Raw genomic sequence first — 24,555 nt, forward strand, 5'->3', positions numbered from 1 at the left:
GTGATGCCAGAAAAAAAAGTTGATTTTGAGTGTTATCGTACTTATGCGGCAGTGTTAAAGACAGTTGACTCTGAGTTTTCAAGAGGCGCTAGTTTTGGCTACGACCTTGGGCAGCAGTTCGCATGTGCTTATGATGAATTAGAGAGGCCATGTAAACTTGGGTCGCAATTCAGAAGGGTTGCTATTTATACTGCGCTATTTAAGCGAGTGAGAAGTATAAGTGATGGATTTACAGTGGATGATCCATTTGACCGGGATGTGTTGCATGAGCTGAAGGAAATTTATATGGGAGTGGATGAGCAGTTTTTTGAAACCTATCACGAAGAGGCGGATGGGCTGAGAGAAGATATGGAGTTGATTAAAGAGGTGTTTTTAACAAAGCTGGGCTGATTTGAATTGCTGGGGTTAAGATTTTTTAATGAGCGAGAATTTGAAAGCGGCGCGCCAATCCGGCGCGCCGTTTTTTTACGTCTTAGCTATTGCGGCCGGGCGCTTTGCCTTCCAGCTCGGTTTTGGCGATTAGCGCGCGTTGCATCGCGTGCACGCTGTCCACGTGCTGGAAGACGTCGCAGCGCAGCGCGCCCAACACCATCAGCTGCTCCGCGTAGTTGAAGAAACCCACCCAATAGCCGCGGGCATGGTGAGGGTCGCGGAAGTCGATATCGTAGGCGATCTTGCCGAGCAGGCCCTTGTTGTGGCGGTCCAGATTGTCTTTCAGGTATTGGGCCAGGTGGGCGGCGCATTCGCGGCCGTAGGCGCAGGCGTCCACGTAGTCGTCGGCGGGCGGCATCTGCCAATGGTGGGGCTGACCGCGTTGCGGCAGGTAGCGGACGAAGGGCAGTTGCGTGGCCTGGGTTTCGTGAGGCTTAGGCCGGTAATGACGGCGCGGGGGAAGTGCTTGGGACATTAGGGATACTCCTATGAGAGCGTGCATGATGTCCCCGCTTCTCGGTTCCAGTCGGGAGGCGGGCGCAAGACCACGGGACTGGAACACCGATTCACTCTCCTCTCGGCACGGCCGAAGCCGTTCCCGCAGCCTGCGCCCGCCGTATGGGCGTGCTCAGGCTGCGAACAATAAGGGCCGCAAAGCGGCCCGTTCGCTGAGAGTGAAGTTTTTGGGGTTCCAGTCCCAGTGCCGGATGTAGGTCGGCACGCGGATGATTGTGGCGGCGCGAGCCGGTCGGGTCAAGGGCGCGGGGGAGCCAAGCGGCAGGCTTGCGCTTATAGTGGCGGCTTTTAGCTGATTGGGAGGGGAGCCATGCGATTGAGAAGCTTGGCCGGCTTGGCGCTGATCTTGGTCTGCGCGCAGGCGTCGGCGGCGTGCTCGGAGCAGGATTGGAAGATGGTGCTGCGTGGTTCGGAGCAGGCGATTGTCGAGTATGCGCGGCAGCATCATTGCGATTTGAACCAGGGTCTGGACAACGGCGCCAGCTCGGCCATGGTGTACGCGATTCAGAGCGGCCGTCCGACGGCGGTGGCGGCCTTGTTGACAGCCGGCGCGGATGTGAACGCGGATGTCTACGACGGCAAGACGCCGCTGTTCTACGCGGCGGAGGCGCGCAATGCGCCGGCGGCGAAGTTGCTGCTGGAGCATGGCGCGGATGTGAATGTGTCGACGCGCTTTTCGCAGATGTCGCTGTTGATGGCGGCGGTGTTGAGCGGCGCGCCGCAGTTGGTGGCCGATCTGCTCAAGCACGGCGCCTCGCTGGAGGACAGGGACAAGTACGATCAGTCGGCGCGGGACTATGTGGCCAAGCTGCCCAAGGCCCAGCGGCCGGCGATGCTGCGGGCGCTGGGCGGGGTGTGAACGTGGTTTTTAGCCGCGCTTAGTTAAAGCCGGTCAGCCGTCTGAAGTTGATCTGACGGGAATCCCGGTGGGCTTTGAGCCTGTTGGCCTTGTTGCGTCGGAGGATGGCCTCGGCCGGCGGCAGCGGGGCGATGATGTCCTGCTCCGGTTGGGGCGCGGCATGCTCGGGCGCCTGGCCGCGCAGATAGTCGCAGCGGGCTTGTTCCAGCGTATCGCGCAAGTTTAGCGGACTGAGTTGCTGCAGGCGGACGGCCAGCTGCACGGCGCAGTGTTCCACCAGTTGTTTCAGCGCGGCCTGGTGTTTGGGGTCTTTGTCGTTGAGTCCGGCTTGGGTGCTGATGCCTCTGAGATGGTTGTTGAGCAGGCTGGGGCCGGCTTGTTTGCGGAAGTACTCCGCCTGGCTGGGGAAGCGCGCGGCGGAGGTGTCGATGACGAAGGCGCGGTAGTGCTTGGCTTGTTCCGCCAGCCGGCTGCTGGGCGCTTGGGGCAGGCATTGGCGGGCCACGGCCTCGGCGGTATTGTCGATATGGTCGTGGACGATGGAGGTGTAGTAGTTGCGCAGCAGGTTGTGCGCGTCTTCCTGGGGGCGGCCTGCCAGCCACAGGCTGAACTGGCGCTGCGCTTGCGCAAGAATGCCTTGCAGGGTGTCGGGTACCAAACGTCGGGCGGATTCGGCCGGCGGCGCGGCGTGCGGGCTTGAACGGGTGATGGCGGACGGGCGTGCGCTGTTGTTGACGGCGCTGCGGATATCCGCGGCCAGCGCGGTTTGCGGCGGGGTGTCCGGGTCGGCGCAGCCGCGCGGGTGAATGCGGCTGAGCATGTCGCTGGAAATTTTCATTGAGCGCTCCTGAGCGAGGGAGGCGGCGTCAGGCGCCGCCGTGGTTAGGATGCGGCGCAGTGTGCCCAAGCTCGGCGGCGGCCAATATAAAGAAACGGTCATGTCGACGGCATGGCTGGACTGTATGCCATCATTCCTTTCCCATTTTGTGGTTTCTGTGCTCTCTCTTTCTGCCTTGGCTCGTCTTGTTTGGGATGTCGATCTTAAAGCAGCATCACCAGCTTGTATTCCGGCGCCTGGGCCAGTTTGAGGGTGATTTGCTGGTGCTCGATGCGGCCGGCGCTGGGGTGGTGGAACACGCGGCTGCCGCCCTCGCGGCCCTGGACGTCCTGTTGCTGCCAGTATTGGCGGAACTCCGGGCTTGTCGCTTCCAGCGCCGCAATCATAGCGGCCACGGCGGGCTGATTCAGCCGCGGGCTGAGATCGGCGCGCAGCTCTGCGACGATGCGGCCGGCGCGTTCCGCCCATTGGTCGATGAAGCTGCGCGCTTCCGGGGCCAGGAAGATGAAGTCCAGCAGGCTGCGGCTGGCGTCCGGCCGGCCCAACCAGTCGCGGAACAGCCTTTGGGCCGGCGGGTTCCAGGCCACGGCGCGCCATTCGGCGTCCAGCACGTAGGCCGGGGAGTCGATATGGGCGGTGGCCTGCTTTAACAGCGCCTTGGCCTGTTCGGACGGGCCGCGCCATTCCGGTTCCGGGTCTTTGAGGCCTGCCAGGTTGAACAGGTAGTCGCGCTCGGCGGCGGTCAGGCGCAAGGCCTCGGCCAACCGGGCCAGGGTGGGCGCGGACACGGATTGGGTGCGGCCCTGTTCTATCCAGGTCAGCCAGGTGGTGCTGATGTCGCACAGCGCGGCCACTTCTTCGCGGCGCAGGCCCTTGGCGCGGCGGCGCTGGCCGGGCGGCAGGCCGGCTTGTTCAGGGCTCAGCCGTTCGCGGTGGGCGCGGATGAATTGGCCCAGCGGCGCGCTGTCTTTGCTGGCGGTCATGGGGGCAGGGCTCTAGGTATTAGTATCGCTACTAGTATAAGCAACTGGCTTGTTGCCGGGAAAGTTTGGCTCCAAGATAAGTCCACGGAACAAAGTCCTGTGGCCGATGCGCGGAAACCCGCGGCGTCGGCGGCAGTCTCAAGTTGAATAACCGGATTCGAGCAAACACCATGACCGCACAGACCTTGTACGACAAATTATGGAACAGCCACGTGGTGCGCCAGGAGGCGGACGGCACGGCCTTGCTGTACATCGACCGCCACCTGGTGCACGAGGTGACCAGCCCGCAGGCGTTCGAAGGGCTGAAGCTGGCGGGCCGCCCGCTGTGGCGCGTGGATTCGGTGGTGTCCACCGCGGATCACAACACGCCCACCGATCATTGGGACGAGGGCATCAAGGACCCGATCTCGCGCCAGCAGGTGGAAACGCTGGACGCCAACATCAAGGCCTTCGGCGCGCTGGCGTACTTCCCGTTCAAGGACAAGGGTCAGGGCATCGTGCACGTGATGGGGCCGGAGCAGGGCGCCACGCTGCCGGGCATGACCGTGGTGTGCGGCGATAGCCATACGTCCACTCACGGCGCTTTCGCCGCGTTGGCGCATGGCATCGGCACCTCCGAGGTGGAGCATGTGATGGCCACGCAGTGCCTGGTGGCCAAGAAATCCAAGAATATGCTGGTGCGGGTGGATGGCAAGCTGGGCCGCGGCATCACCGGCAAGGATGTGGCGCTGGCCATCATCGGCAAGATCGGCACCGCCGGCGGCACCGGCTATGCGATCGAGTTTGCCGGCGAGGCCATCGAGAGCCTGTCGATGGAAGGCCGGATGAGCTTGTGCAATATGGCGATTGAGGCCGGCGCGCGCTCGGGCATGCTGGCGGTGGACCAGAAGACCATCGATTATGTAAAAGGCCGGCCGTTTGCGCCCAAGGGCGAGCAGTGGGAGCGGGCGGTGGCGTATTGGCGCACTTTGCGTTCCGATCCGGGCGCCGTATTCGACGCGGAAGTGGTGCTGCGCGCGGAGGAGATCCTGCCGCAGGTGACCTGGGGCACTTCGCCGGAGATGGTGGTGGATATCGACGGCGCGGTGCCGGACCCGGCGCGGGAAAGCGATCCGGTGAAGAAAAACGGCATTGAGCGCGCACTCAGCTATATGGGCTTGCAGGCTAATACTCCCATTCACGACATCGCGGTGGACATTGTCTTCATCGGCTCCTGTACCAATAGCCGCATCGAGGATTTGCGCGAGGCCGCCAGCGTGGCCAAGGGCCGCCATAAGGCCGCCAACGTGAAGCAGGTGCTGGTGGTGCCGGGCTCCGGCCTGGTGAAGGCGCAGGCGGAGGCCGAGGGGCTGGACCAGGTGTTCCTGGCCGCCGGCTTCGAGTGGCGCGAGCCGGGCTGCTCGATGTGCCTGGCGATGAACGCGGACCGTCTGCAGCCTGGCGAGCGCTGCGCGTCCACGTCCAACCGCAATTTCGAGGGTCGTCAGGGGCAGGGCGGCCGTACGCATCTGGTCAGTCCGGCGATGGCGGCGGCTGCCGCCGTCACCGGTCATTTCGTCGATGTGCGTTCGTTGTAACCGTTCCAAGGAGAGAATCATGCAAAAACTGCTGTTGTTGGTACTGGCCGCGCTGACCCTGAGCGCTTGCAATACGGTGAAGGGCGTGGGTCAAGACGTGTCCAAGGGCGGGCAGGCGATTGAAAATGCCGCCAAGGACGTGTCCAACAAAATGTGATGCGGCGGTCCGCCCCCGGCGTCCGCCGGGGCGGCCTCTGTTGCGCACTCTCTAATTGAAGGCGGGCGTTCGCGCCCGGAAACGGCATTGACGATGAAAGCATTTACCACCCTGACCGGTTTGGTCTGTCCCTTGGATCGCGCCAATGTGGATACCGACGCCATCATTCCCAAGCAGTTCTTGAAATCGATCAAGCGCTCGGGCTTCGGCCCCAATCTGTTCGACGAATGGCGTTATCTGGATCACGGCGAGCCGGGCATGGACAACAGCAAGCGGCCGCTGAACCCGGACTTCGTACTCAATCAACCGCGCTATCAAGGCGCGCAAGTGTTGCTGGCGCGGGAGAATTTCGGCTGCGGCTCCAGCCGCGAGCACGCGCCGTGGGCGCTGGACGACCAGGGCTTCCGCGTGGTGATCGCGCCCAGTTTCGCCGATATCTTCTTCAATAACTGCTACAAGAACGGCCTGCTGCCCATCGTGCTGGCGGCGGACGCGGTGGATCAGCTGTTCCGCGAGTGCGCGGCCGCCGAAGGCTATCAGCTGACGGTGGATCTGGCGGCGCAGACGGTGAGCACGCCGGCCGGGCAGGTGTTCTCCTTCGACATTACCGAGCACCGCAAGCACTGCCTGCTGGGCGGCCTGGACGAGATTGGCCTCACCTTGCGGCACGCGGACGAGATCAAGGCTTTCGAAGCCAAGCGCCGCGGCGAGCAGCCGTGGCTGTTCGCCTGAGCAAAGGAGGTTGAGTGAACACGCCACAGCAGGGCGGCCACGGGCATAAACAGCATGTGGAGCAGCAGTTCGGCGGCCAGGCCGCCGCCTATTTGAGCAGCCAAGTGCATGCGGAAGGCGCGGAGTTCGCCGAGCTGCGCCAGGCGGCGGCGGAACATGGCGCAGCGCGGGTGCTAGACCTGGGCTGCGGCGCTGGTCATGTCGGCTTCCAGGTGGCGGAGGCGGCGCGGGAGGTAGTGGCTTACGATCTGTCGGCCGCCATGTTGGAGGTGGTGGCGGCGGAAGCGGCCCGGCGCGGGCTGGACAATCTGAGCACGCGCCAGGGTTCGGCGGAACGCCTGCCCTTCGCCGACGGCGACTTCGACTTGGTGTTCAGCCGTTATTCCGCCCATCACTGGGGCGATGTGGGCCTGGCGCTGCGCGAGGCGCGGAGGGTGCTGAAACCGGGCGGCCGGCTGGCGCTGATAGACGTGATGTCGCCGGGGCAGCCCTTGCTGGACACGCATTTGCAGGCGGTGGAAGTGTTGCGCGATTCCAGCCATGTGCGCAATTACAGCGCCGGCGAATGGCTGATGATGCTGGCCGAGGCCGGTTTCGCGGTGGACAGCCTGCGCCGTCAGCGGCTGCGGCTGGCCTTCGACGCCTGGACCGCGCGCATGCGCACGCCGCCGGAGATGGCCGCGGCCGTTCGCCTGCTGCAACAGCGGATGGGTAGCGAGGTGCGCGATTACTTCGCCATCGAGGCGGACGGCAGTTTCAGTTCCGACGTGATGGTGCTGTGGGCCAGAACATGAACGCCGTCCGCGGCGATGGCCGGCGCGGCGCGATGGCTTGGCTGCATCGCCATCCCTGCTGGGCCTTCGCGCTGCTGGGCTTGAGCTTTCTGGTGTTCGGCGCGGGCACGGTCAATCTGGCGCTGTTGTTGCAATTGAATTTCAAGCTGTGGCTGGACGCCGGCTGGCAGGCGGCGATGGACGGCGCGCTGCGCCAGTTGCTGGAATTGCTGGCGTCCGGTTATGCCGCGATGGCGGCTTATATCGTATTCAAATGTTGCGAGCGGGCGCTGGTTGAGCGGCTGACCCGGCGCGGTCATCAAGACTGAAAAGGAAAACACCATGAAAATCGCCATTCTGCCGGGTGACGGCATCGGTCCGGAAATCATCGCCCAGGCGCAACGCGTGCTGGAAGTGCTGCGCAAGGACGGCCTGCCGATCGAAACCGAGCAGGCACCCTTGGGCGGGGCCGGCTACGACGCCTTTGGCCAGCCGTATCCGGAGTTCACCCAGAAGCTGTGCCGCGAATCCGACGCGGTGCTGCTGGGCGCGGTGGGCGGCCCGGCCTACGACAAGCTGGAGCGTCCGCTGCGGCCGGAGCGCGGCCTGCTGGCTATCCGCAAGGATTTGAACCTGTTCGCCAATCTGCGGCCGGCCATCCTGTACCCGGAGCTGGCCAACGCCTCCACGCTGAAGCCCGAGGTGGTGTCCGGCCTGGACATCATGATCGTGCGCGAACTGACCGGCGACATTTACTTCGGCCAGCCGCGCGGCATCGCCGTCAACGAGCTGGGCGAGCGCGAGGCTTACAACACCATGCGCTACAGCGAGGGCGAGGTGCGCCGCATCGCCCACGTCGCCTTCGGCATCGCGATGAAGCGCAACAAGCGCTTGTGCTCGGTGGACAAGGCCAATGTGCTGGAAACCACCGAGTTCTGGAAAGAGGTGATGATAGACGTGGCCAAGGAGTATCCGCAGGTGGAGTTGTCCCATATGTACGTGGACAACGCGGCGATGCAGCTGGTGCGCAACCCCAAGCAGTTCGATGTGATGGTGACTGGCAATATCTTCGGCGACATCCTGTCGGACGAGGCCTCGATGCTGACGGGTTCCATCGGCATGCTGCCGTCGGCCTCGCTGGACGAAAACAACAAGGGCTTGTACGAACCCTCGCACGGTTCGGCGCCGGACATCGCCGGCCAGAATCTGGCCAATCCGCTGGCCACCATCTTGTCCGCGGCGATGATGCTGCGCTACACATTCGGCCTGGAAGACGCTGCGCAGCGGGTGGAGAACGCGGTGAAGACCGTGCTGGCGCGCGGTCTGCGCACCGCGGACATTTACGAGGCCGGTTGCGAAAAAGTCAGCTGCTCGGCGATGGGAGATGCGGTGGTGTCGGCGCTCTGAACCCGGACGGTACGCCCGGTTTTCGCGGGGCGAACCGTCTGTTCTGATTTGAATACAATAAAAATGAAATACCCCATTGCTTGGTGCTTTATCGCGCTGCACAATGGGGTGACAACATTACAGCCGCCCGCCGCATAGGCGGGCGCGACGATTTGACAGACAGATACCAGGAGAAACCCCAGTGAGAGTAGGTTTTGTAGGTTGGCGCGGCATGGTGGGTTCCGTGCTGATGCAGCGCATGCGCGAAGAGAATGATTTTGCGGTGATTGCCGAGCCGGTGTTCTTCACCACCTCCAATGTGGGCGGCAAGGCCCCTGACATCGGCCGCGACACCCCGGCGCTGAAAGACGCGAAGGACATCGCCGAACTCAAATCCATGGATGTGATCGTCACCTGCCAGGGCGGCGATTACACCAATGAAGTCTATCCGCAGCTGCGCGCCGCCGGCTGGAACGGCTACTGGGTGGATGCGGCTTCCGCGCTGCGCATGGAAGACAACGCCATCATCATCCTGGACCCGGTCAATAAAGCGGTGATAGAGCAGGGCCTGGCGCGCGGCGTCAAGGACTACGTCGGCGGCAACTGTACCGTGTCGCTGATGCTGATGGCCTTGGGCGGCTTGTTCCAGAACGATTTGGTGGAGTGGGCCACTTCCATGACCTACCAGGCCGCCTCCGGCGCAGGCGCACAGAATATGCGCGAACTGCTGTCCGGCATGGGGGCGATCAACGCCCAGGTGTCCGGCCTGCTGGCGGACCCGGCTTCCGCCATTCTCGATATTGACCGCAAAGTATCGGACTTCCTGCGCGCGGACGATTTTCCCTGCCAGAACTTTGGCGTGCCGCTGGCCGGCAGCCTGATTCCGTGGATAGACAAGGATCTGGGCAACGGCCAGTCCAAGGAAGAATGGAAAGGCGGCGTGGAAACCAACAAGATCCTGGGCCGCTCCGCCAATCCGGTGCCGGTGGACGGTTTGTGCGTGCGCGTGGGCGCGATGCGCTGCCACAGCCAGGCATTGACCATCAAGCTCAAGCGCGATGTGCCCTTGGACGAGATCGAAGCCATGCTGGCCGCGGCGAATCCGTGGGCCAAGGTGGTTCCCAACACCCGCGAGGCCTCGATGGCCGAGCTGACCCCGGCGGCGGTGACCGGCACGCTGGCCACGCCGGTGGGCCGCCTGCGCAAGATGGCGATGGGCGGCGAATACCTGTCCGCATTCACCGTTGGCGATCAACTGCTGTGGGGCGCGGCGGAGCCGCTGCGCCGCATGTTGCGTATCCTGATCGAGCGTTGACAGGGTAGAATGGAGGCAGCCTGGGGGCCGCGTTGGCGGGCTCCTACTGCCGGGCCGCTCTTTGAGAAGGGCGGCCGAGTTGAAAAGGGCACCTAGGTGCCCTTTTTTGCGTGCGGTATTCTGTTTGCAATGAATGATTGAGAAAGTAAAGCGATGTCGAACTCTATTCAGCTCGCCGTAGTCGGCGCCACCGGCCTGGTGGGCCAGGCGGTACTGGAACTGCTGGCACAGCGCCAGTTGCCCGTGGGCCGGGTTTTTGCCGTGGACACGGCGGACAAGGAAGGCGAAACCGCCGCTTATGGCAACCTGGAACTGGATGTGCATCCGATCGACGGTTTTGCCTTCGAAAACGTGGCGCTGGCCATCTTCGCCGCCGGCAGCGAACTGGCGCGCGAGTACGCGCCGCTAGCGCGCGCGGCTGGCGCGGCGGTGGTGGATTTCAGCTCCGCCTTCCGCGAGGACGACAGTGTGCCGCTGGTGATTCCCTCCATCAACGGCGCCTTGCTGGCGGACGCCGGCGAAGCCGCGCTCGCCTCCGTGCCCAATTGCACGGTGACGCCGCTGGCGCTGGCGCTGGCGGCGCTGCGCCCGCTGGGCTTGCAGCGCGTGTCGGTGGCCACTTATCAATCGGTGTCCGGTAGCGGGCAGGCTGCAATGGAAGAGCTGGCGGATCAGACCACGGCGCTGTTCTCGCAGCGCGAGACAGAAAGCCGGGTTTACGACAAGCGCATCGCTTTTAACGTGCTGCCGCAGATCGGCGCGCTGGACGCGGACGGCACCTCCGAAGAAGAGCGCTCGGTGGAGCGCGAACTGACGCGGTTGTTGGACTTGCCGCAATTGCAAGTGGAAGCCACCTGCGTGCGGGTGCCAGTGTTCTTCGGCCACGCGTGGGCGGTGAATGCGGCATTCGAACATGAATTTGACATGGAGCAAGCGCGTAAGCGTCTGCTTGCGGCAGGCTTGCAAGTAGTGGCCGCTGACAAGTTGGGCGGCTATGTGACGCCAATGGAAGCTACCGGCAATGAAGCGGTGTGGGTCAGCCGTCTGCGCGGCAAGGGCCGGACGCTGAGCTTCTGGCTGGCCGCCGACAATGTGAAGGCGGGCGCGGCGCTCAATTGCGTGAATATCGCCGAGACGCTGTTGAAGCAGAATGGTTTGATCTGATTTAAGCGGTTTGGCCGAAGCCGCGCATGGCGCGGGCATAGGGCGGCATTCGCGAGAGTGTCGCCCTGTTTCATGGCGGAGTCGAAAAACGCGCGCAAACGGCGTCATTATGAAATCTAGCTAAAAACTGCGGCAGGGCCTAAGATTGCAACAGTTACCGTCTGCGCCCGCTGGGCCAGCGCAAATAAAATCAAGATAAACCGTGCCGGAAGGTTGACAGTGACACATCAGGCAAAAATCAGAATTGGTGTTCTGGCGGTGGCTTTGGCCTGCTCCGCCAGCGCCTGGGCAGGGCTGGGGAAAATCAACGTCAGGTCCAATCTGGGCGAGCCGTTCCGCGCCGATATCGAATTGACCGGGGTAAGGGCGGCGGAGTTGGAGAGCGCCAGGATAGGGCTGGCCGGGGCGGATACGTTTCAGGACTTGAACGTTGATTACGCCACCGTGCTCAATATGCTGCGCTTCAGCGTAGCGCCCAGCTCGCGCGGCGCGATGATACGCATCAGTTCTTCCGGACCCATCAACGATCCCTACCTGCGTTTCGTGGTGGAAGCCAAGACTTCATCGGGACGCGCGGTGCGCGAATACACGGTGTTGTTGGATCCCAGCAACTACTCGATGGCTTCTCCGTCCGCCAACATCGTGCAGGACGTGCCCAGTTACGCCGACAGCAATCTGTCCAGCCGCTATCGCGGCAACGCCGCGCCCATCGCACGGCCGCAGCCAGGCATTCTCAAAGTGAAGTCCGGTTCCACCCTGCGCGGCCTGGCCGGCAAGGTGCGGCCGCGCGGCGCCACGCTGGACCAGACCATGGCCGCTTTGGCACAGGCCAATCCGGACGCCTTCGTCGACGGCGACGTCAGCCGTCTCAAACTGGGCGCGGTGCTGAAAGTGCCCGCCAGCCGCAAGATCAAGTCCCTGAGCGCCGCTCAGGTGGCCAGCATTCTAGGCAGTCAGCCCGCGGCTCCGGCTGCCGAAGCCAAGGCCGGTTCCGATGTGCTGAAGCTGGTGCCCAGCGAGCCGGGCGGCGGCAAGCTGACCGAACTTGAGCAGCAGGTGGCGGCGCGTGAGCAAGCGCTGAAGAGCGCGGAGGCGCGCATCAGCGCGCTGGAAGAGCAATTGAAGGCCCTGCAGGCGGGCAAGCCCTTGCCGCCCATGACTAACTCCAGCCCCAGTTCCTCTCCGGCCGCGACAGCGGCGGAACCCATCGCCGCCAGCGCTCCCGCGCACGCCGCCAGCGAGCCGGCTCCGGCTCCTGCGGCCAAACCCGCTCCGGCGGAACACAAGCCCGCGGCCAAGCCGGCGATGCCGCCTCCGCCGCCGGAGCCGTCGTTGCTGGATAAGGTGATCGATCATTTGCCGCTAGTGGGCGGCGGCGTGGCCGGCCTGGGCCTGTTGGGCGCGTTGGGCCTGTTGCTGGCGCGCCGGCGCAAGGGCGGTAAGCCCTTGTCGCTGTCGGCCAACAATACCAGCGCCGCCTTGAGCCGCGGCGCGTCTTCCGGCATGGAGCCGCCGTCGGTGGGCGGCGGCCACTCCTTCATGAGCAATTTCACCCAGGCGGCCGGCGCCATCGATGCGGCCGAGGTCGACCCGGTGGCGGAAGCCGAGGTCTACATCGCCTACGGCCGCGACGTTCAGGCCGAGGACATCCTTAAGGACGCGCTGGCCAAAGACCCGTCGCGCCAGGAGGTGAGGCTGAAGTTGATGGAGATCTACGCGGCGCGTCCTGACGTCGCCAGCTTTGAAAAGCTGGCGCGGGAAATGCACGCCACCTTCGACGGCCATGGGCCGATCTGGGCCAAGGCCGCGGCGATGGGGCGTTCCATAGACCCGACCAACTCGCTCTATCTGTCCGACGGCGAGGGCGAGGACATCGAAGCCGCGCCCGCGCCGGTGTCTAGTCCGGGCGGCATCGATCTGGATAAGGAGCTGTTCGGCGAGCCAGAGGCAACGCCGCCGGCTGCCGCCCCTGAACCCGTCGCCGCGCCGGAAGCAGCGGTTCCCGAGGATGATCCGCTGGCGGCGCTCTTTGCCGAGCCTCAGCCCGAAGAGGCGGAGAAGCCGGAGGAAGCCAATCTGCTTAATTTCGATCTGGACGCGGAGCTGACGGCGCCCGCGGAGCCCAAGCCGGAGGCGGCTCCCGCGGCCGCGGCGCCAGCGGAAAACAATTTGTTGGACTTCGACTTCAATCTGGAGGGCATGGCGGCGGAAACGCCGGCCGCCGCCGAAGCGCCAGCTGCGTCAGCGGCCCCAGCAGCCGCGTCCGCGGGTTTCGAATCCCTGTACGAAGACATGCTGGCGGAGACGCCGGCCGCAGAGGCGGAAGCGCCGGCGGCGGCGCAGGCCGAAGGCATGTCGGTGCTGGACGATCCGCTGGCCACCAAGTTGGATCTGGCTAAGGTCTACCTGGACATGGGCGACCGCGACGGCGCTAAAGAAGTGTTGCAGGATTTGATCGCCGAGGCGCAAGGACCGCTCAAGGCGGAAGCCGAGGCCTTGCTGGCAACGATTAGCGCTTGAGATTGAGGCGATGGCGATGCGCGGCGGGAGGGGGCAACTCCTCCCGCCGTTTGACGATCCGGCTCCACTACGTGATTTGAGGCGAATGGCATGAGAATGTGTGGCTTTTTTGGCCATTGCCTGGATGCAATGAGGCAAGGATGCTCGATTTATCCTCGCTAAGTGGCTGTTGTGTTGTTTCGTTGCAATAATTAAAACGTTATAAGAATCTGTTGGCGACCTGCTGCGCGGCGGCTTCGAAGAATGAGGGTGGGGAAATTCGTTCATGTCTTTCAAGACACGCATGAGTCAAATCGCGTTGCTGCTGGCCGGTCTGGGCCTGGCGGCGGCGGCTACGGCCGGTTTGGGGCCGATCCGGGTGTTGTCCGCCGATGGAGAGCCTTTCCTGGCGGAGATCCCAGTGGTGGACGAGGAACCCTCCGACAATGTGCTGGTGGGCCTGGCCGACCGCAACCGCTATCCGCTGTTGTCCACTTACAGCAGTTCCGCCGGTAATCTGCAGTTTTCCATCGTCCGCAAGCCGGATGGCAGTGTTCAAAAAATCCAAGTCAAGGGCGCCGCCAGTTATCCGGAGCCGCTGTTGCGTTTCGCCGTGGATCTGAGTTGGCCGGCGGGCCGGCTGGTGCGCGAGTTCGAGGTGGATTACCGCCGCGATGGGCCGCGCAACAAACCCGCGCCGGCGCGGGAGGAGGGCAAGAAGCCGCTGGCCGGCGTTGATGTCTCCCCGCGGCTGGATTCGCTGGGGCTGAGCGACGCCCGATTGCGTTCGCGTTTGGGCGAGCCCTTGCTGCTGGAGCTGACCTTGCAGGGCAGCGCCCTGGATCAGGCGGAGCCGCCGCGTCTGGCCTTGTTCGCGGTGGCGGCCCAGGGCGAGCCCAGCGCTCAGCAAATGCGCTTGGTGGCCTCCATCGTGCCTCATGTCGAGAAAGTGGCCAAAGGCCGCTTCAATGTGCAGCTGCGTACCGAGCAGCCGGTGACCGAGCCGATGCTCGCCTTCCGGCTGGAAGTGGCGGCGGGCAAGCTCAAGGCGCAGAAAAACTACTCGGTGTTGTTGGACCCCCATTCGGCGATCAAACCGGCTTCCGCCGCCAAAACGCAGGGTTTGAAAGTGTATCGGGTGCTGAAAGGCGACACGCTGTCCGGCATCGCCAGCCGCGTGCGCGGAGGCGGCGAGGCGGGCGCGGTGGCGCAGCAGTTGCTCGAGGACAATCCCGAGGCCTTTATCGCCGGCGACGCCAATCGCCTGCGCGCCGGCGTGGCTCTGGAGTACCCGGCGGAATGGCAATTGCGCGGGCAGGGCGCTGACCGGGCTGCGGAGCCAAAGCGACCGACCGCGTCGCCCGAGGCTCACGTGGTTCAGAAAAACGCGCAGCCTGAAAGCAAATCTCAAGCGCGCGCGCCGCAGGAACATCAGCCTCCGGCGCAGAAGCCCCCGGAACGCAAGCCGCCGGAACCCAAAGCGCAGGAGCACAAGCCCATAGAGGCCGCGCCGATGGCCAAACCAGCCGCGTCGCTCCAGCCGGCGCATCCGCCTGTCGCCAAAGAGGCGTCCAAACCGGCCCCGGCCGGAGAATCCACGCGGCCAGCGGCCGCGCCGTCGCAGCAGGAGCGGAATTTGCAGCAGATGCTGCAGCGGCAGGACCAGGCCTTACAGCAAGCCGAACAGCGAGCGAAGGCGCTGGAACAGAAAATCCAGGATTACCAGCGTCAGGCGGCGGCCAAGGCCGCCGCTCCCGCGCCGGCTCCGACGGAAAGAGAGCCCGGACCCGAGGCCGCGCCGGAGCACAAGGTCGAGACCAAGCCGGAGCCTAAGCCGGAACCCAAGGTGGCGGCGGTCAGTTCTATGTCGGTCGCGGCGGCCTCTGCGCCGCAGGCGGTGATGCCGGAACCCGCTGAGAAGCCGCACGCCGAACCCGCCGCGCCGCCTGAGCCGCCGGCGGCCAAGCCCGCCGAAGGCCATGCCCCGCCGGCCACGACGGCGGCCGATAGCTGGACGGACGAATTGGGCGCGATCTTATCCGACGAGTCGATGCGCTGGAAGCTGGGCGGCGCGGCGGCGGCGCTGGGCCTGGTGGCCCTGCTGCTGGCGCGGCGCAAGCGCAAGGGCGGCGGCAAGGTCGAGCCCGCCGCGCCGGCCTTGAGCGGCACGGCCACCGGCGCTTCGATGCTGGGGCCGTTGACGACCTTGATGAGCTCCTTGAAGAAGGGCGACGGCATCGATTTGTCCTCGGTGGACCGGGTGGCGGAGGCCGATGTCTACCTTGCCTACGGCCGCGACGACCAGGCGCTGGAAATCCTGCGCGAAGGACTGGCTCACGAGCCGATGCGGCAGGATCTGCGCTACAAACTGCTGGAAGTGCTGTCTACTCAGCAGGACAAGCAGATGTTCATCGCCGAGGCCACCACCGCCAAGGGCGTGTTCGGCAAGGACAGCACCTTATGGATGAGGGTGTGCGAGATCGGCCAGACCGTCGCGCCCGGCCACCCGCTGTTCGCCCAGGCCAAGCCCGAACCGGCGGCGGAAGCGCCGGCGCAGCCGCTTGCGGCCGCAGAGCCCGCCCCTGTTGTCGCACCCGCACCCGCGACGCCCGTAGCGGCATCGCCTGCGCCGGCAGCTGCGGCGAGTCCTGATGAGGAGAAAATGGAACTAGCCAAGCTGTATCTGGAGATGGGCGACAAGGAAACCGCGGACGCTTTGATGAAGGAGGCCGGCCGCTGAGGCGTCCATCGCGCATTGCGAGTCACAGGGGCCGGCGCGCTTATCGCGAGCCGGCCCTTTCGTTTTACGTCGACGGCGTCTTATGCCGTGGTTGGCCGCTTTTCTCGCGTGTTCGCAGCAGACGTCATCGTTTGGTCGTGGCGCAAACCGGGCAGGATAAGGTAGAGTGAGTGCTTTATTGCTGAAACGACGCGGTGCGCCGCGTCGGTGTTTGAAGAAGGTGTGGGCATGAGGATAGCGCTCGGCATCGAGTATGACGGTCGGGCGTTTTCCGGCTGGCAGACTCAGCCGCATGGCAATACGGTTCAGGACAGATTGAATCAGGCGATCGCGCAGATCGCCGGCGTGGCCGACATCGGCACCTTGGCCGCGGGCAGGACCGACGCCGGGGTGCATGCGGCCATGCAAGTGGTGCATTTCGACTGCTTGACGCAGCGGCCGCTGAATGCTTGGGTGCGCGGCGTCAACGCCTTGCTGCCGCCGGAAGTGGCGGTGGTGTGGGCGCGAGAGGTGCCGGAGGCGTTTCATGCTCGTTTTTCGGCGTTTTCCCGCAGTTACAGCTATTTCCTGCTGACTAGTCAGGTGCGGCCTTGTTTGCTGGCTGGCAAGATGGGCTGGTTTCATCAGGCGTTGGACGTTGAGGCGATGCGGGAAGCGGCCGCCCACTTGTTGGGGCGGCATGATTTTTCCAGCTTTCGAGCGTCCGAATGCCAGGCAAAGTCGCCGCTCAAGGATTTGCAGCGCTTGGACATCAGCGAGCAAGACGGCCTGATCCGCTTCGATCTGCTGGCGGACGCCTTTCTGCACCATATGGTGCGCAATATCGTCGGGGCGCTGGTCTATGTCGGCAAGGGCGCTTTGCGCGCGGAGGACATGGCGGGGCTGCTGGCGGCGCGCGACCGCACCTTCGCGCCGCCCACCTTCATGCCGGATGGTCTGTATCTGACTGGCGTGGGTTATCCGGAAATATACGATTTGCCGTCGCAGGCGGACGCCGCGCGGCTGGCCTTGTGGAGATGAGAGTGGGCGGCACAACCCGAATCAAAATTTGCGGCATTACCCGGCCGGAAGACGGCGCGGAAGCCGCGCGGCTGGGCGCCGACGCCATCGGTCTGGTGTTCTACGCCAAGAGCCCGCGTCATGTTGGCATCGAGCAGGCGCGCGCTGTAATCGCGGCGCTGCCGCCCTTCGTCAGCGTGGTGGCTCTGTTCGTCAACCCTGAACCGGGTTATGTGCGCGCAGTGTTGGCGGAGTGCGCAATCGATATGCTGCAGTTCCACGGGGAGGAAGACGCCGCTTTCTGCCGCTCCTTTCAGCGGCCTTATTTGAAAGCGGTGCGGGTGAAGCCAGGCATGGACCTGGCCGAAATCGCCGCGCAATACCCGGACGCGCGCGCGGTGCTGACCGACGCCTTCGTTGAAGGCGCGCACGGCGGCACCGGGGCCACCTTTGACTGGAGCTTGCTGCCGAAGGCCTTGCCCCTGCCGTTGATCCTGTCCGGGGGGCTGGACGAACACAATGTGGCGGCGGCGGTGGCGCAGGTGCGCCCGGCCGCGGTCGACGTCTCCAGCGGTGTGGAGGCGTCCAAGGGAATCAAAGATGCCGCCAGAATGGCGGCGTTCATATCAGGAGTTAGACATGGATCGTTATGACTTGCCGGACGCCCAGGGCCATTTTGGCCCGCATGGCGGCGTCTATGTCGCCGAAACCTTGATGGCGGCGCTGGACGAGCTGAAAAACGAGTACGCTCGCGTCAAGGCCGACCCGTCGTTCTGGGAAGAATTCCGCCATGAGCTCAAGCATTACGTTGGCCGCCCCAGCCCGGTCTACCACGCCAAGCGCTGGTCCGAGCAATTGGGCGGCGCGCAGATCTATTTGAAGCGCGAAGACCTGAACCACACCGGCGCGCACAAGATCAACAACGCCATCGGCCAGGCGCTGCTGGCGCGTCGCATGGGCAAGAAACGGGTGATCGCGGAAACCGGCGCCGGCCAGCACGGCGTGGCTTCCGCCACCGTGGCGGCGCGTTACGGCATGGAGTGCGTGGTGTATATGGGCGCGGAGGACATCAAGCGTCAATCGCCCAATGTGTTCCGCATGAAGCTGTTGGGCGCCACTGTGGTGCCGGTGGAGTCCGGCTCCAAGACGTTGAAGGACGCGCTGAACGAGGCGATGCGCGACTGGGTGACCAATGTCGACAGCACTTTCTACATCTTGGGCACCGCGGCGGGCCCGCATCCCTATCCGATGCTAGTGCGCGATTTCGTGTCGGTGATCGGCGAGGAGGCCAAAGTACAGATGCCGGAAGTCATCGGTCGCCAGCCGGATGTGGTGGTGGCGTGCGTGGGCGGCGGCTCCAACGCCATCGGCATGTTCTATCCGTATATCGGCGTTGACGGCGTGCGCATGGTCGGCGTTGAGGCCGGCGGCCTGGGCTTGGCCTCCGGCAAGCACGCGGCGCCGATTTCCGGCGGCGCGCCGCTGGGCGTATTGCACGGCGCCAAGAGCTATCTGATGCAGGACGAGAACGGCCAGGTGGTGGAAACCCATTCGGTGTCCGCCGGCCTGGACTATCCGGGCGTGGGGCCTGAGCACAGCTATCTGAAGGACATCGGCCGCGCCGACTACGTGGCGATCAACGACGACGAGGCCTTGCGCGCCTTCCACGATTGCTGTCGTTTCGAGGGCATCATCCCGGCGCTGGAGTCTAGCCACGCGCTGGCCTGGGCCGCCAAGGAAGCGCCGAAGATGGGCAAGGACCAGGTGATCTTGGTTAATCTGTCCGGCCGCGGCGACAAAGACATCAACACCGTGGCCGGCCTCGCCGGCATCACCCTGTAAGGAGGCGCTATGTCACGTATCGCCCAATGTTTTGAAGCGCTGGCCGGCGGCAAGGCGCTGATTCCCTTCATCACCGCCGGCGATCCGTCGCCGCAGTTGACCGTGCAGCTGATGCACGGCTTGGTGGAGGGCGGCGCCGACATCATCGAGCTGGGGGTGCCGTTTTCCGACCCGATGGCCGACGGCCCGGTGATCCAGCGCGCCTCGGAGCGCGCTCTGGTCCACAAGGTGGGTTTGCGCCAGGTGTTGCAGATGGTGGCGGAATTTCGCCGCGACAACGACCATACCCCGGTGGTGCTGATGGGATATCTGAATCCGGTGTTCGCCATGGGCTACCAGGACTTCGCCGCCGCGGCCAAGGCCGCCGGCGTAGACGGCGTGTTGACCGTGGACAGTCCGCCGGAGGAATCCGCCGATCTGTCCGCGGCGCTGACCGCCAACGGCCTGGATCCGGTGTTCCTGATCGCGCCCACCACCCCGCCGCAACGTGTGGCGGAAATCGCCAAACTGGCGCGCGGATACGTCTATTATGTCTCTCTGAAGGGGGTGACCGGCGCCGGGCATCTGGACATTGACGACGTAGCGCGTAAAATTGCTGCCCTTAGAGAATATTTGACCGTACCGATCGGCGTCGGCTTTGGCATTCGCGACGGCGCGACTGCCAAGGCGATCTCCGCCGCCGCTGACGCGGTGGTGGTGGGCAGCCGCTTGGTGCAGGAAATTGAGGCGGCGACACCCGAAACCGCCAAAGAGCGGTTAACCCGTCTGGTGGCCGAACTGAAGGCCGCCATCCGATAGAACATTGCGGGGGCTTGGCCCCCGTTTTACTGTGCCCGCCGTTTGGCGGCGGGCCCAAGAATCAAGGAGTCAGCATGAGCTGGTTGAACAAGCTCCTGCCGCCGAAGATCAAGCGCGACAACCGCGCCGACAAACCTTCCGCGGTACCGGAGGGGCTTTGGAGCAAGTGCCCGGAATGCGAGGCCGTGTTGTATTACACCGACCTGGAGAGCAATCTGCAGGTGTGTCCCAAGTGTAATCATCATCACCCCCTGACCGCGCGCGAACGTCTGAACCTGCTGCTGGACGAAGAGGGCCGGCGCGAGCTGGGCGAAGAGGTCAAGCCGGTGGATATCCTGAAGTTCAAGGATAGCAAGAAGTATCCGGACCGCTTGACCGCAGCCAAAAGCGACACTGGCGAGGACGACGCGCTGGTCGTCATGCAGGGAAGCATCGAATCGATGCCGGTGGTGGTGGCCGCGTTTGAATTCAAATTCATCGGCGGCTCCATGGGTTCGGTGGTGGGCGAGCGCTTCGTGCGCGGCGTACGCGCCGCGGTGGAAGCCAAGGCGCCTTTCGTCTGCGTGGCCGCTTCCGGCGGAGCGCGGATGCAGGAAGGCCTGAATTCGCTGATGCAGATGGCCAAGACCAGCGCCGCCTTGCAGCTGCTGACCGACGCCAAATTGCCGTTCATCTCGGTGTTGACCGACCCGACCATGGGCGGCGTGTCCGCTTCTTTCGCTTTCCTGGGCGACGTGGTGTTGGCCGAGCCCAAGGCGCGCATCGGCTTTGCCGGCGCGCGTGTGATCGAGCAAACCGTGCGCGAAACGCTGCCGGAAGGCTTCCAGCGCGCAGAGTTCTTGCTGAGCAAGGGCGCGGTGGACATGGTGGTGGATCGTCGCGAACTGAAGCGTAAGCTGGCGGAGTTGAGCGCATTGCTGATGAAGGAGCCCGCTCCGGTCTAATCCGCAGCCAAGCCGCATTGAAAAGCCGCCATCATCTGGCGGCTTTTTTATTTGGCCCGGCAGCCTTGCACCGCGCGATTGAATTGCGTCAGGAACTGCGGCGACTGGCGGGCGAGGAAGGCTTTGCCGAAGTAGACGCCGAAGGGCAGGCTTTGCGCCAGCTCGCTGCGCAGTTGTTCCTGCACGCCCATTTTGGCGATGAGCGCGTCCACCACGTAGGCATTGCCGAGAATGGCGTCAACACGGCGGTTCAGCAGCATTTTCACCAATTGCTCGCTGTTGGGCGGGGTGGAGGTGAGTTGATAGCCGTGTTCGCGCAGCCAGTCGTCCATATTGGAGCCGTTGAAGGCGGCGGTACGGCCCTGGCGCTTGAATTCGCTGCTGGTCGGGGCCTGCGGGTTGTTCTTCAGCAGATACCAGCGTCGCTCATAGGGCAGGATGGGGGCGGACAGCACCGCGTAGCTGTCGCGTTCCGCCGACGGCGTGGCGGTGAAGAAGGCATCAGCTTGTTGGTGCTGCACCTGCCATTGCGCGCGGGGCCATGGCAGGAAGGAGATGGAGTAGGGGCGTTGTAGCTGCTTGAGCGCGCACTGCACGATTTGTACCGCCAAGCCGTCGGGGGCGCCGTCTTCTTTGCGGAAGGACAGCGGAACTTGCTGATGGGTGTTGAGCCGGATGGGGGGCTCGGCCGCGGCGGCGCCGGCGAGCAGCAGGCCGGCGAGCAGAACGCGACGTATGGGAGACGGGAATGCGGCGCGGCGGGGAGGGGGGCGCGGGGTTTTGCTTAAAAAATAGGCGGCAGTCATTTGTTTTTTGCAATCATGGAGTTGCCGGTTTTATTCACATGCTGTCACCAGATTTGCTCATTGGCAAGGTGGGAAAGTTCCCTGATTTTGCCTTTTTTATGAGCGTAAGCGGCAAGTGGCTAATTGCAAAAGTTTTTTTGACGATGGATCGGGGTTATCCACAAAGTTATCCGGTGATTGCTGTGGAAAACCCCGGCTGTTGCCGCCGTTATTCCGCCTGTTCCAGCGCCTCCAGCTCGGCCTGGGCTTCCAGCCAAGCCTCCTCCACTTCCGCCAGGCGGGTCACCACTTCCCCTTGGCGACGCACAGCGTCGGCCAGCCGTTGCCGGTTGGCATCCTCATAGGCGTCGGCGGAGGCCATGAAGCCGTCCAGCTCCGCTTTCGCCGCGCTGAGTTGGTCCAGTTCCTTTTCCAGCTTGTTCAGCTTGTTCTGCAGCGGTTTGCGCAGTTGGGAGAGCCGTTGCCGCGCTTCCGCTTCTTGGCGCTTCTGTTCCTTGCGGTTCAGGCCCTGAGCGTCTCCGGAGGAGGGCTTGCCGGCGTCGGCCAGCAGGGTCAGCCGCCATTGGCGGTAATCCTCTAGGTCGCCGTCGAAGGGCTGCACCTTGCCGTGGCTGACCAGCCAGAAAATATCGGTAGTGGCTTCCAGCAAGCTGCGGTCATGGGACACCACGATCAGCGCTCCGCTGAAGTCCTGCAGCGCCATGGTCAGCGCATGGCGCATTTCCAGGTCCAGGTGGTTGGTGGGCTCGTCCAACAGCAGCAAGTTGGGTTTTTGCCAGACTATCATCGCCAGCGCCAGCCGCGCCTTCTCGCCGCCGGACATCGGGCCCACCGGATCGGTGGCGGCGTCGCCGCGGAAGTTGAAGCCGCCAAGGAAACTGCGTAGTTCCAGTTCGCGCGTGGTGGGCGCCAGCCTTTGCATGTGTTGCAGCGGCGTTTCGTCTTCGCGCAGGGTCTCCAGCGTGTGCTGGGCGAAGTAGCCAATCTTCAGGGTTTGGGCGTTGACGATCTCGCCGCGCAGCGGGGCGAGGTCGCCGGACAAGAGTTTGACCAGGGTGGATTTGCCGGCGCCGTTGACGCCGAGCAGGCCGATGCGCGCGCCGGCTTCCACCGATAGGTTCAGTCCGCTGAGTATGGTGGCGGAGCCGTAGCCGACATCGGCCTGTTCCAGCTTCAGCAATGGATTGGGCAGGTTGTCCGGGCTGTCGAAGTGGAAGTCGAACGGCGAAGCCACGTGGGCGGGAGCGATGCGTTCCAGTTTTTCCAGCGCCTTGACCCGGCTCTGCGCCTGGCGCGCCTTGGAGGCCTTGGCCTTGAAGCGGTTGACGAAGGACTCCAGGTGGGCGATCTGGCGCTGCTGTTTCTCGTACTCGCCTTGTTGGCGAGCCATTTTTTCCGCGCGCATCACTTCGAACTGGCTGTAGTTGCCGGTGTACAGCGTCAAGTCCTGGTTGGCGACTTCAACGATGTGGTCACAGACGCTGTCCAGAAAGTCGCGGTCGTGGGAAATCATCAGCAGAGTGCCTGGATAGCCTTGCAGCCAATCCTCCAGCCACAGCACGGTTTCCAGATCCAGATGGTTGGTGGGTTCATCCAGTAGCAGCAGGTCGGAGCGGCACATCAGCGCCTGCGCCAGGTTCAGGCGCATGCGCCAGCCGCCGGAGAAGCTGGCCACGGACCGTTGCTGAGCGTCGACATCGAAGCCCAGGCCGGTCAGCAGTTTGCCGGCGCGCGCTGGCGCGGCGTAGGCGTCGATGCGCGCCAATTCTCCGTGCAGGTGGCCGATGGCGTTGCCGTCGTGGCGTTCTTCCGCGTCTTGCAGCTCCTGTTCCAGCTGGCGCAGCTCATGGTCGCCGTCCAGCACGTAGTCCAGCGCGGAGCGTTCCAGCGCGGGTGTTTCCTGCGCTACGTGAGCGATGGTCCAGTGAGGCGGCAGCAGCGCGTCTCCGCTGTCGGCGTGCAGTTCGCCCATCAGGAGCGCGAACAGGCTGGACTTGCCGGCGCCGTTGGCGCCGGTGAGGCCGGTCTTGTAGCCGGGGTTGAGGGTCAGGTTGGCGCCTAGCAGCAATTCTTTCAGGCCGCGGCGCAGGTTGAGGTTTTTGAGTTGAATCATAGGAGTCCGAAGCCGCGCCGGCGTTTGCGGCCGGCGCGGCGCATGGGGGTGGGTCAGGCCGGGGGCAGCGCGCTGAGATCCCAGCGCGGCTTGATCGAGTAGCTGCCGGGCGGCTCTGCGTGTTGCAACCGCATCGCGCCGGCGAAGGCGATCATCGCGCCGTTGTCGGTGCACAGCGCCAGCGGCGGATAGAACACTTCGAAGCGGCGGCGGCGAGCGGCTTCGTCCAGCGCGGCGCGCAGCTGCTTGTTGGCGCCGACGCCGCCGGCCACCACCAGCCGTTTCATGTCGCACTGCTTGAGCGCGGCCAGCGATTTCTTGGTCAGCACTTCGACGATGGCTTCCTGGAAGGCGCGGCAGATGTCTTTGCGCGTTTGCTCGTCGATGTGGCCGTCGGCGTCCGCCACTTGTTTGCTCAGTGTCAGCACCGCGGTTTTCAGGCCGGAGAAGCTCATGTCTAGGTCGCCGGAGTTCAGCATCGGCCGCGGCAGGGTGAAGCGGGCCGGATCGCCTTCCTCCGCCAGCCGGGACAGCAGCGGGCCGCCGGGGTAGGGCAGCCCCAGCAACTTGGCGGTTTTGTCGAAGGCTTCGCCGGCGGCGTCGTCCAGGGTTTCGCCCAGGATTTGATAGTCGCCGACGCCGCGTACAGCCATCAGTTGGGTGTGGCCGCCGGAAACCAGCAAGGCCAGGAAGGGGAACGCCGGTTTGGGCTCGGCCAGCAGCGGCGACAGCAGGTGGCCCTCCAGGTGGTGGACGCCCAGCACCGGAATGTTCAGGCCGAAGGCCAGCGCGTTGGCCACGCTGGCTCCCACCAGCAGCGCGCCGCCCAGGCCGGGGCCTTGGGTATAGGCGATGGCGTCGAGGTCGGCCAGTGTTTTGCCGGCTTCGGCCAGGCAGGCTTCCGTCAGCGGAATGGCGCGGCGGATGTGGTCGCGGCTGGCCAATTCAGGCACCACGCCGCCGTATTCGGCGTGCATGGCCATCTGGGTGTGCAGTTGGTGGGCCAGCAGGCCGCCGTCTGTGTCGTACAACGCGACTCCGGTTTCGTCGCAGGAGGATTCAATACCAAGTACCAGCATGTT

At 64.3% G+C, this 24,555-nt stretch carries 23 protein-coding genes; 17 read left to right on the forward strand and 6 right to left on the reverse strand.

Annotated features, from left to right (window positions below; genetic code table 11):
- Positions 1-3 precede the first annotated feature (3 nt).
- Positions 4-390, forward strand: a complete 387-nt coding sequence (locus tag GYH29_RS08695) for a hypothetical protein (protein WP_161523541.1) — start codon at positions 4-6, stop codon at positions 388-390.
- Between the two features lie 82 nt (positions 391-472).
- On the opposite strand, the gene GYH29_RS08700 is transcribed toward GYH29_RS08695, so the two are convergent.
- Entirely contained in the window at positions 473-907 is a 435-nt protein-coding gene (locus GYH29_RS08700; RefSeq protein ID WP_161523542.1) for a hypothetical protein, read from the reverse strand.
- A 351-nt stretch (positions 908-1,258) separates the two neighbouring features.
- On the opposite strand from GYH29_RS08700, the gene GYH29_RS08705 reads away from it, so the two are divergent.
- Positions 1,259-1,807, forward strand: coding sequence for an ankyrin repeat domain-containing protein (locus tag GYH29_RS08705; RefSeq protein WP_161523543.1), 549 nt, complete (start codon positions 1,259-1,261; stop codon positions 1,805-1,807).
- 19 nt (positions 1,808-1,826) lie between these two features.
- Here the strand turns inward: GYH29_RS08705 and GYH29_RS08710 are convergent, their stop codons facing one another.
- Together GYH29_RS08710 and GYH29_RS08715 are read right to left on the reverse strand one after the other, a co-directional pair.
- Entirely contained in the window at positions 1,827-2,645 is an 819-nt protein-coding gene (locus GYH29_RS08710) for a hypothetical protein (protein ID WP_161523544.1), read from the reverse strand.
- 203 nt (positions 2,646-2,848) lie between these two features.
- On the reverse strand, positions 2,849-3,628 hold the full coding sequence (locus GYH29_RS08715) for a helix-turn-helix transcriptional regulator (RefSeq protein WP_019102603.1): 780 nt from the start codon (positions 3,626-3,628) through the stop codon (positions 2,849-2,851).
- Between the two features lie 170 nt (positions 3,629-3,798).
- Here GYH29_RS08715 and leuC point away from each other — a divergent pair, with 170 nt between their 5' ends.
- The 15 genes from leuC to accD all read left to right on the forward strand — a co-directional run bounded on the left by leuC (position 3,799) and on the right by accD (position 20,554).
- Positions 3,799-5,205, forward strand: coding sequence for a 3-isopropylmalate dehydratase large subunit (gene leuC, locus GYH29_RS08720; protein WP_161523545.1), 1,407 nt, complete (start codon positions 3,799-3,801; stop codon positions 5,203-5,205).
- Between the two features lie 19 nt (positions 5,206-5,224).
- Positions 5,225-5,362: an entericidin A/B family lipoprotein gene (locus tag GYH29_RS08725; RefSeq protein WP_081544472.1), complete on the forward strand. Its 138-nt coding sequence runs from the start codon at positions 5,225-5,227 to the stop codon at positions 5,360-5,362.
- A gap of 93 nt (positions 5,363-5,455) precedes the next feature.
- The gene (gene leuD / locus GYH29_RS08730; protein ID WP_161523546.1) at positions 5,456-6,094 is read left to right on the forward strand and encodes a 3-isopropylmalate dehydratase small subunit; all 639 of its coding nucleotides are present in this window, start codon (positions 5,456-5,458) and stop codon (positions 6,092-6,094) included.
- A gap of 14 nt (positions 6,095-6,108) precedes the next feature.
- Complete coding sequence (locus GYH29_RS08735; protein ID WP_081573969.1) at positions 6,109-6,888, forward strand: class I SAM-dependent methyltransferase; 780 nt, start codon at positions 6,109-6,111, stop codon at positions 6,886-6,888.
- A complete protein-coding gene (locus GYH29_RS08740) occupies positions 6,885-7,196 on the forward strand; it encodes a hypothetical protein (RefSeq protein WP_107732389.1) in 312 nt (103 codons plus the stop codon). Before GYH29_RS08735 ends, GYH29_RS08740 begins: the two co-directional genes overlap by 4 nt.
- Positions 7,197-7,209: 13 nt before the next feature.
- Positions 7,210-8,274, forward strand: coding sequence for a 3-isopropylmalate dehydrogenase (leuB, locus tag GYH29_RS08745; RefSeq protein ID WP_019102609.1), 1,065 nt, complete (start codon positions 7,210-7,212; stop codon positions 8,272-8,274).
- Between the two features lie 181 nt (positions 8,275-8,455).
- Positions 8,456-9,568, forward strand: coding sequence for an aspartate-semialdehyde dehydrogenase (gene asd, locus GYH29_RS08750; protein ID WP_039755586.1), 1,113 nt, complete (start codon positions 8,456-8,458; stop codon positions 9,566-9,568).
- 153 nt (positions 9,569-9,721) lie between these two features.
- On the forward strand, positions 9,722-10,732 hold the full coding sequence (locus GYH29_RS08755) for an aspartate-semialdehyde dehydrogenase (RefSeq protein ID WP_019102611.1): 1,011 nt from the start codon (positions 9,722-9,724) through the stop codon (positions 10,730-10,732).
- A gap of 219 nt (positions 10,733-10,951) precedes the next feature.
- Positions 10,952-13,252, forward strand: a complete 2,301-nt coding sequence (locus tag GYH29_RS08760; protein ID WP_232060543.1) for a FimV/HubP family polar landmark protein — start codon at positions 10,952-10,954, stop codon at positions 13,250-13,252.
- Positions 13,253-13,517: 265 nt separating this feature from the next.
- Positions 13,518-15,971: a type IV pilus assembly protein FimV gene (locus tag GYH29_RS08765; RefSeq protein ID WP_161523547.1), complete on the forward strand. Its 2,454-nt coding sequence runs from the start codon at positions 13,518-13,520 to the stop codon at positions 15,969-15,971.
- A 228-nt stretch (positions 15,972-16,199) separates the two neighbouring features.
- Positions 16,200-16,991: a tRNA pseudouridine(38-40) synthase TruA gene (truA, locus tag GYH29_RS08770; RefSeq protein WP_019102614.1), complete on the forward strand. Its 792-nt coding sequence runs from the start codon at positions 16,200-16,202 to the stop codon at positions 16,989-16,991.
- A 2-nt stretch (positions 16,992-16,993) separates the two neighbouring features.
- Positions 16,994-17,623 (forward strand): phosphoribosylanthranilate isomerase, encoded by a 630-nt coding sequence (locus GYH29_RS08775; protein ID WP_019102615.1) that lies wholly within the window; start codon positions 16,994-16,996, stop codon positions 17,621-17,623.
- Complete coding sequence (gene trpB / locus GYH29_RS08780) at positions 17,610-18,812, forward strand: tryptophan synthase subunit beta (protein ID WP_019102616.1); 1,203 nt, start codon at positions 17,610-17,612, stop codon at positions 18,810-18,812. Before GYH29_RS08775 ends, trpB begins: the two co-directional genes overlap by 14 nt.
- Positions 18,813-18,821: 9 nt before the next feature.
- Positions 18,822-19,610 carry a tryptophan synthase subunit alpha gene (trpA, locus tag GYH29_RS08785; RefSeq protein ID WP_043592104.1) on the forward strand — a complete coding sequence of 263 codons (789 nt, stop codon included), beginning with the start codon at positions 18,822-18,824 and terminating at the stop codon, positions 19,608-19,610.
- 74 nt (positions 19,611-19,684) lie between these two features.
- Positions 19,685-20,554, forward strand: coding sequence for an acetyl-CoA carboxylase, carboxyltransferase subunit beta (gene accD / locus GYH29_RS08790; protein WP_019102618.1), 870 nt, complete (start codon positions 19,685-19,687; stop codon positions 20,552-20,554).
- 47 nt (positions 20,555-20,601) lie between these two features.
- On the opposite strand, the gene GYH29_RS08795 is transcribed toward accD, so the two are convergent.
- The 3 genes from GYH29_RS08795 to tsaD form a co-directional block, all read right to left on the reverse strand.
- A complete protein-coding gene (locus GYH29_RS08795; protein ID WP_161523548.1) occupies positions 20,602-21,360 on the reverse strand; it encodes a substrate-binding periplasmic protein in 759 nt (252 codons plus the stop codon).
- 208 nt (positions 21,361-21,568) lie between these two features.
- Complete coding sequence (locus GYH29_RS08800; RefSeq protein ID WP_161523549.1) at positions 21,569-23,473, reverse strand: ATP-binding cassette domain-containing protein; 1,905 nt, start codon at positions 23,471-23,473, stop codon at positions 21,569-21,571.
- 53 nt (positions 23,474-23,526) lie between these two features.
- Entirely contained in the window at positions 23,527-24,552 is a 1,026-nt protein-coding gene (tsaD, locus tag GYH29_RS08805) for a tRNA (adenosine(37)-N6)-threonylcarbamoyltransferase complex transferase subunit TsaD (RefSeq protein WP_161523550.1), read from the reverse strand.
- Positions 24,553-24,555 lie beyond the last annotated feature (3 nt).

The sequence above is a fragment of the Chromobacterium haemolyticum genome (genome assembly GCF_009936155.1).
Lineage (GTDB): Bacteria > Pseudomonadota > Gammaproteobacteria > Burkholderiales > Chromobacteriaceae > Chromobacterium > Chromobacterium haemolyticum.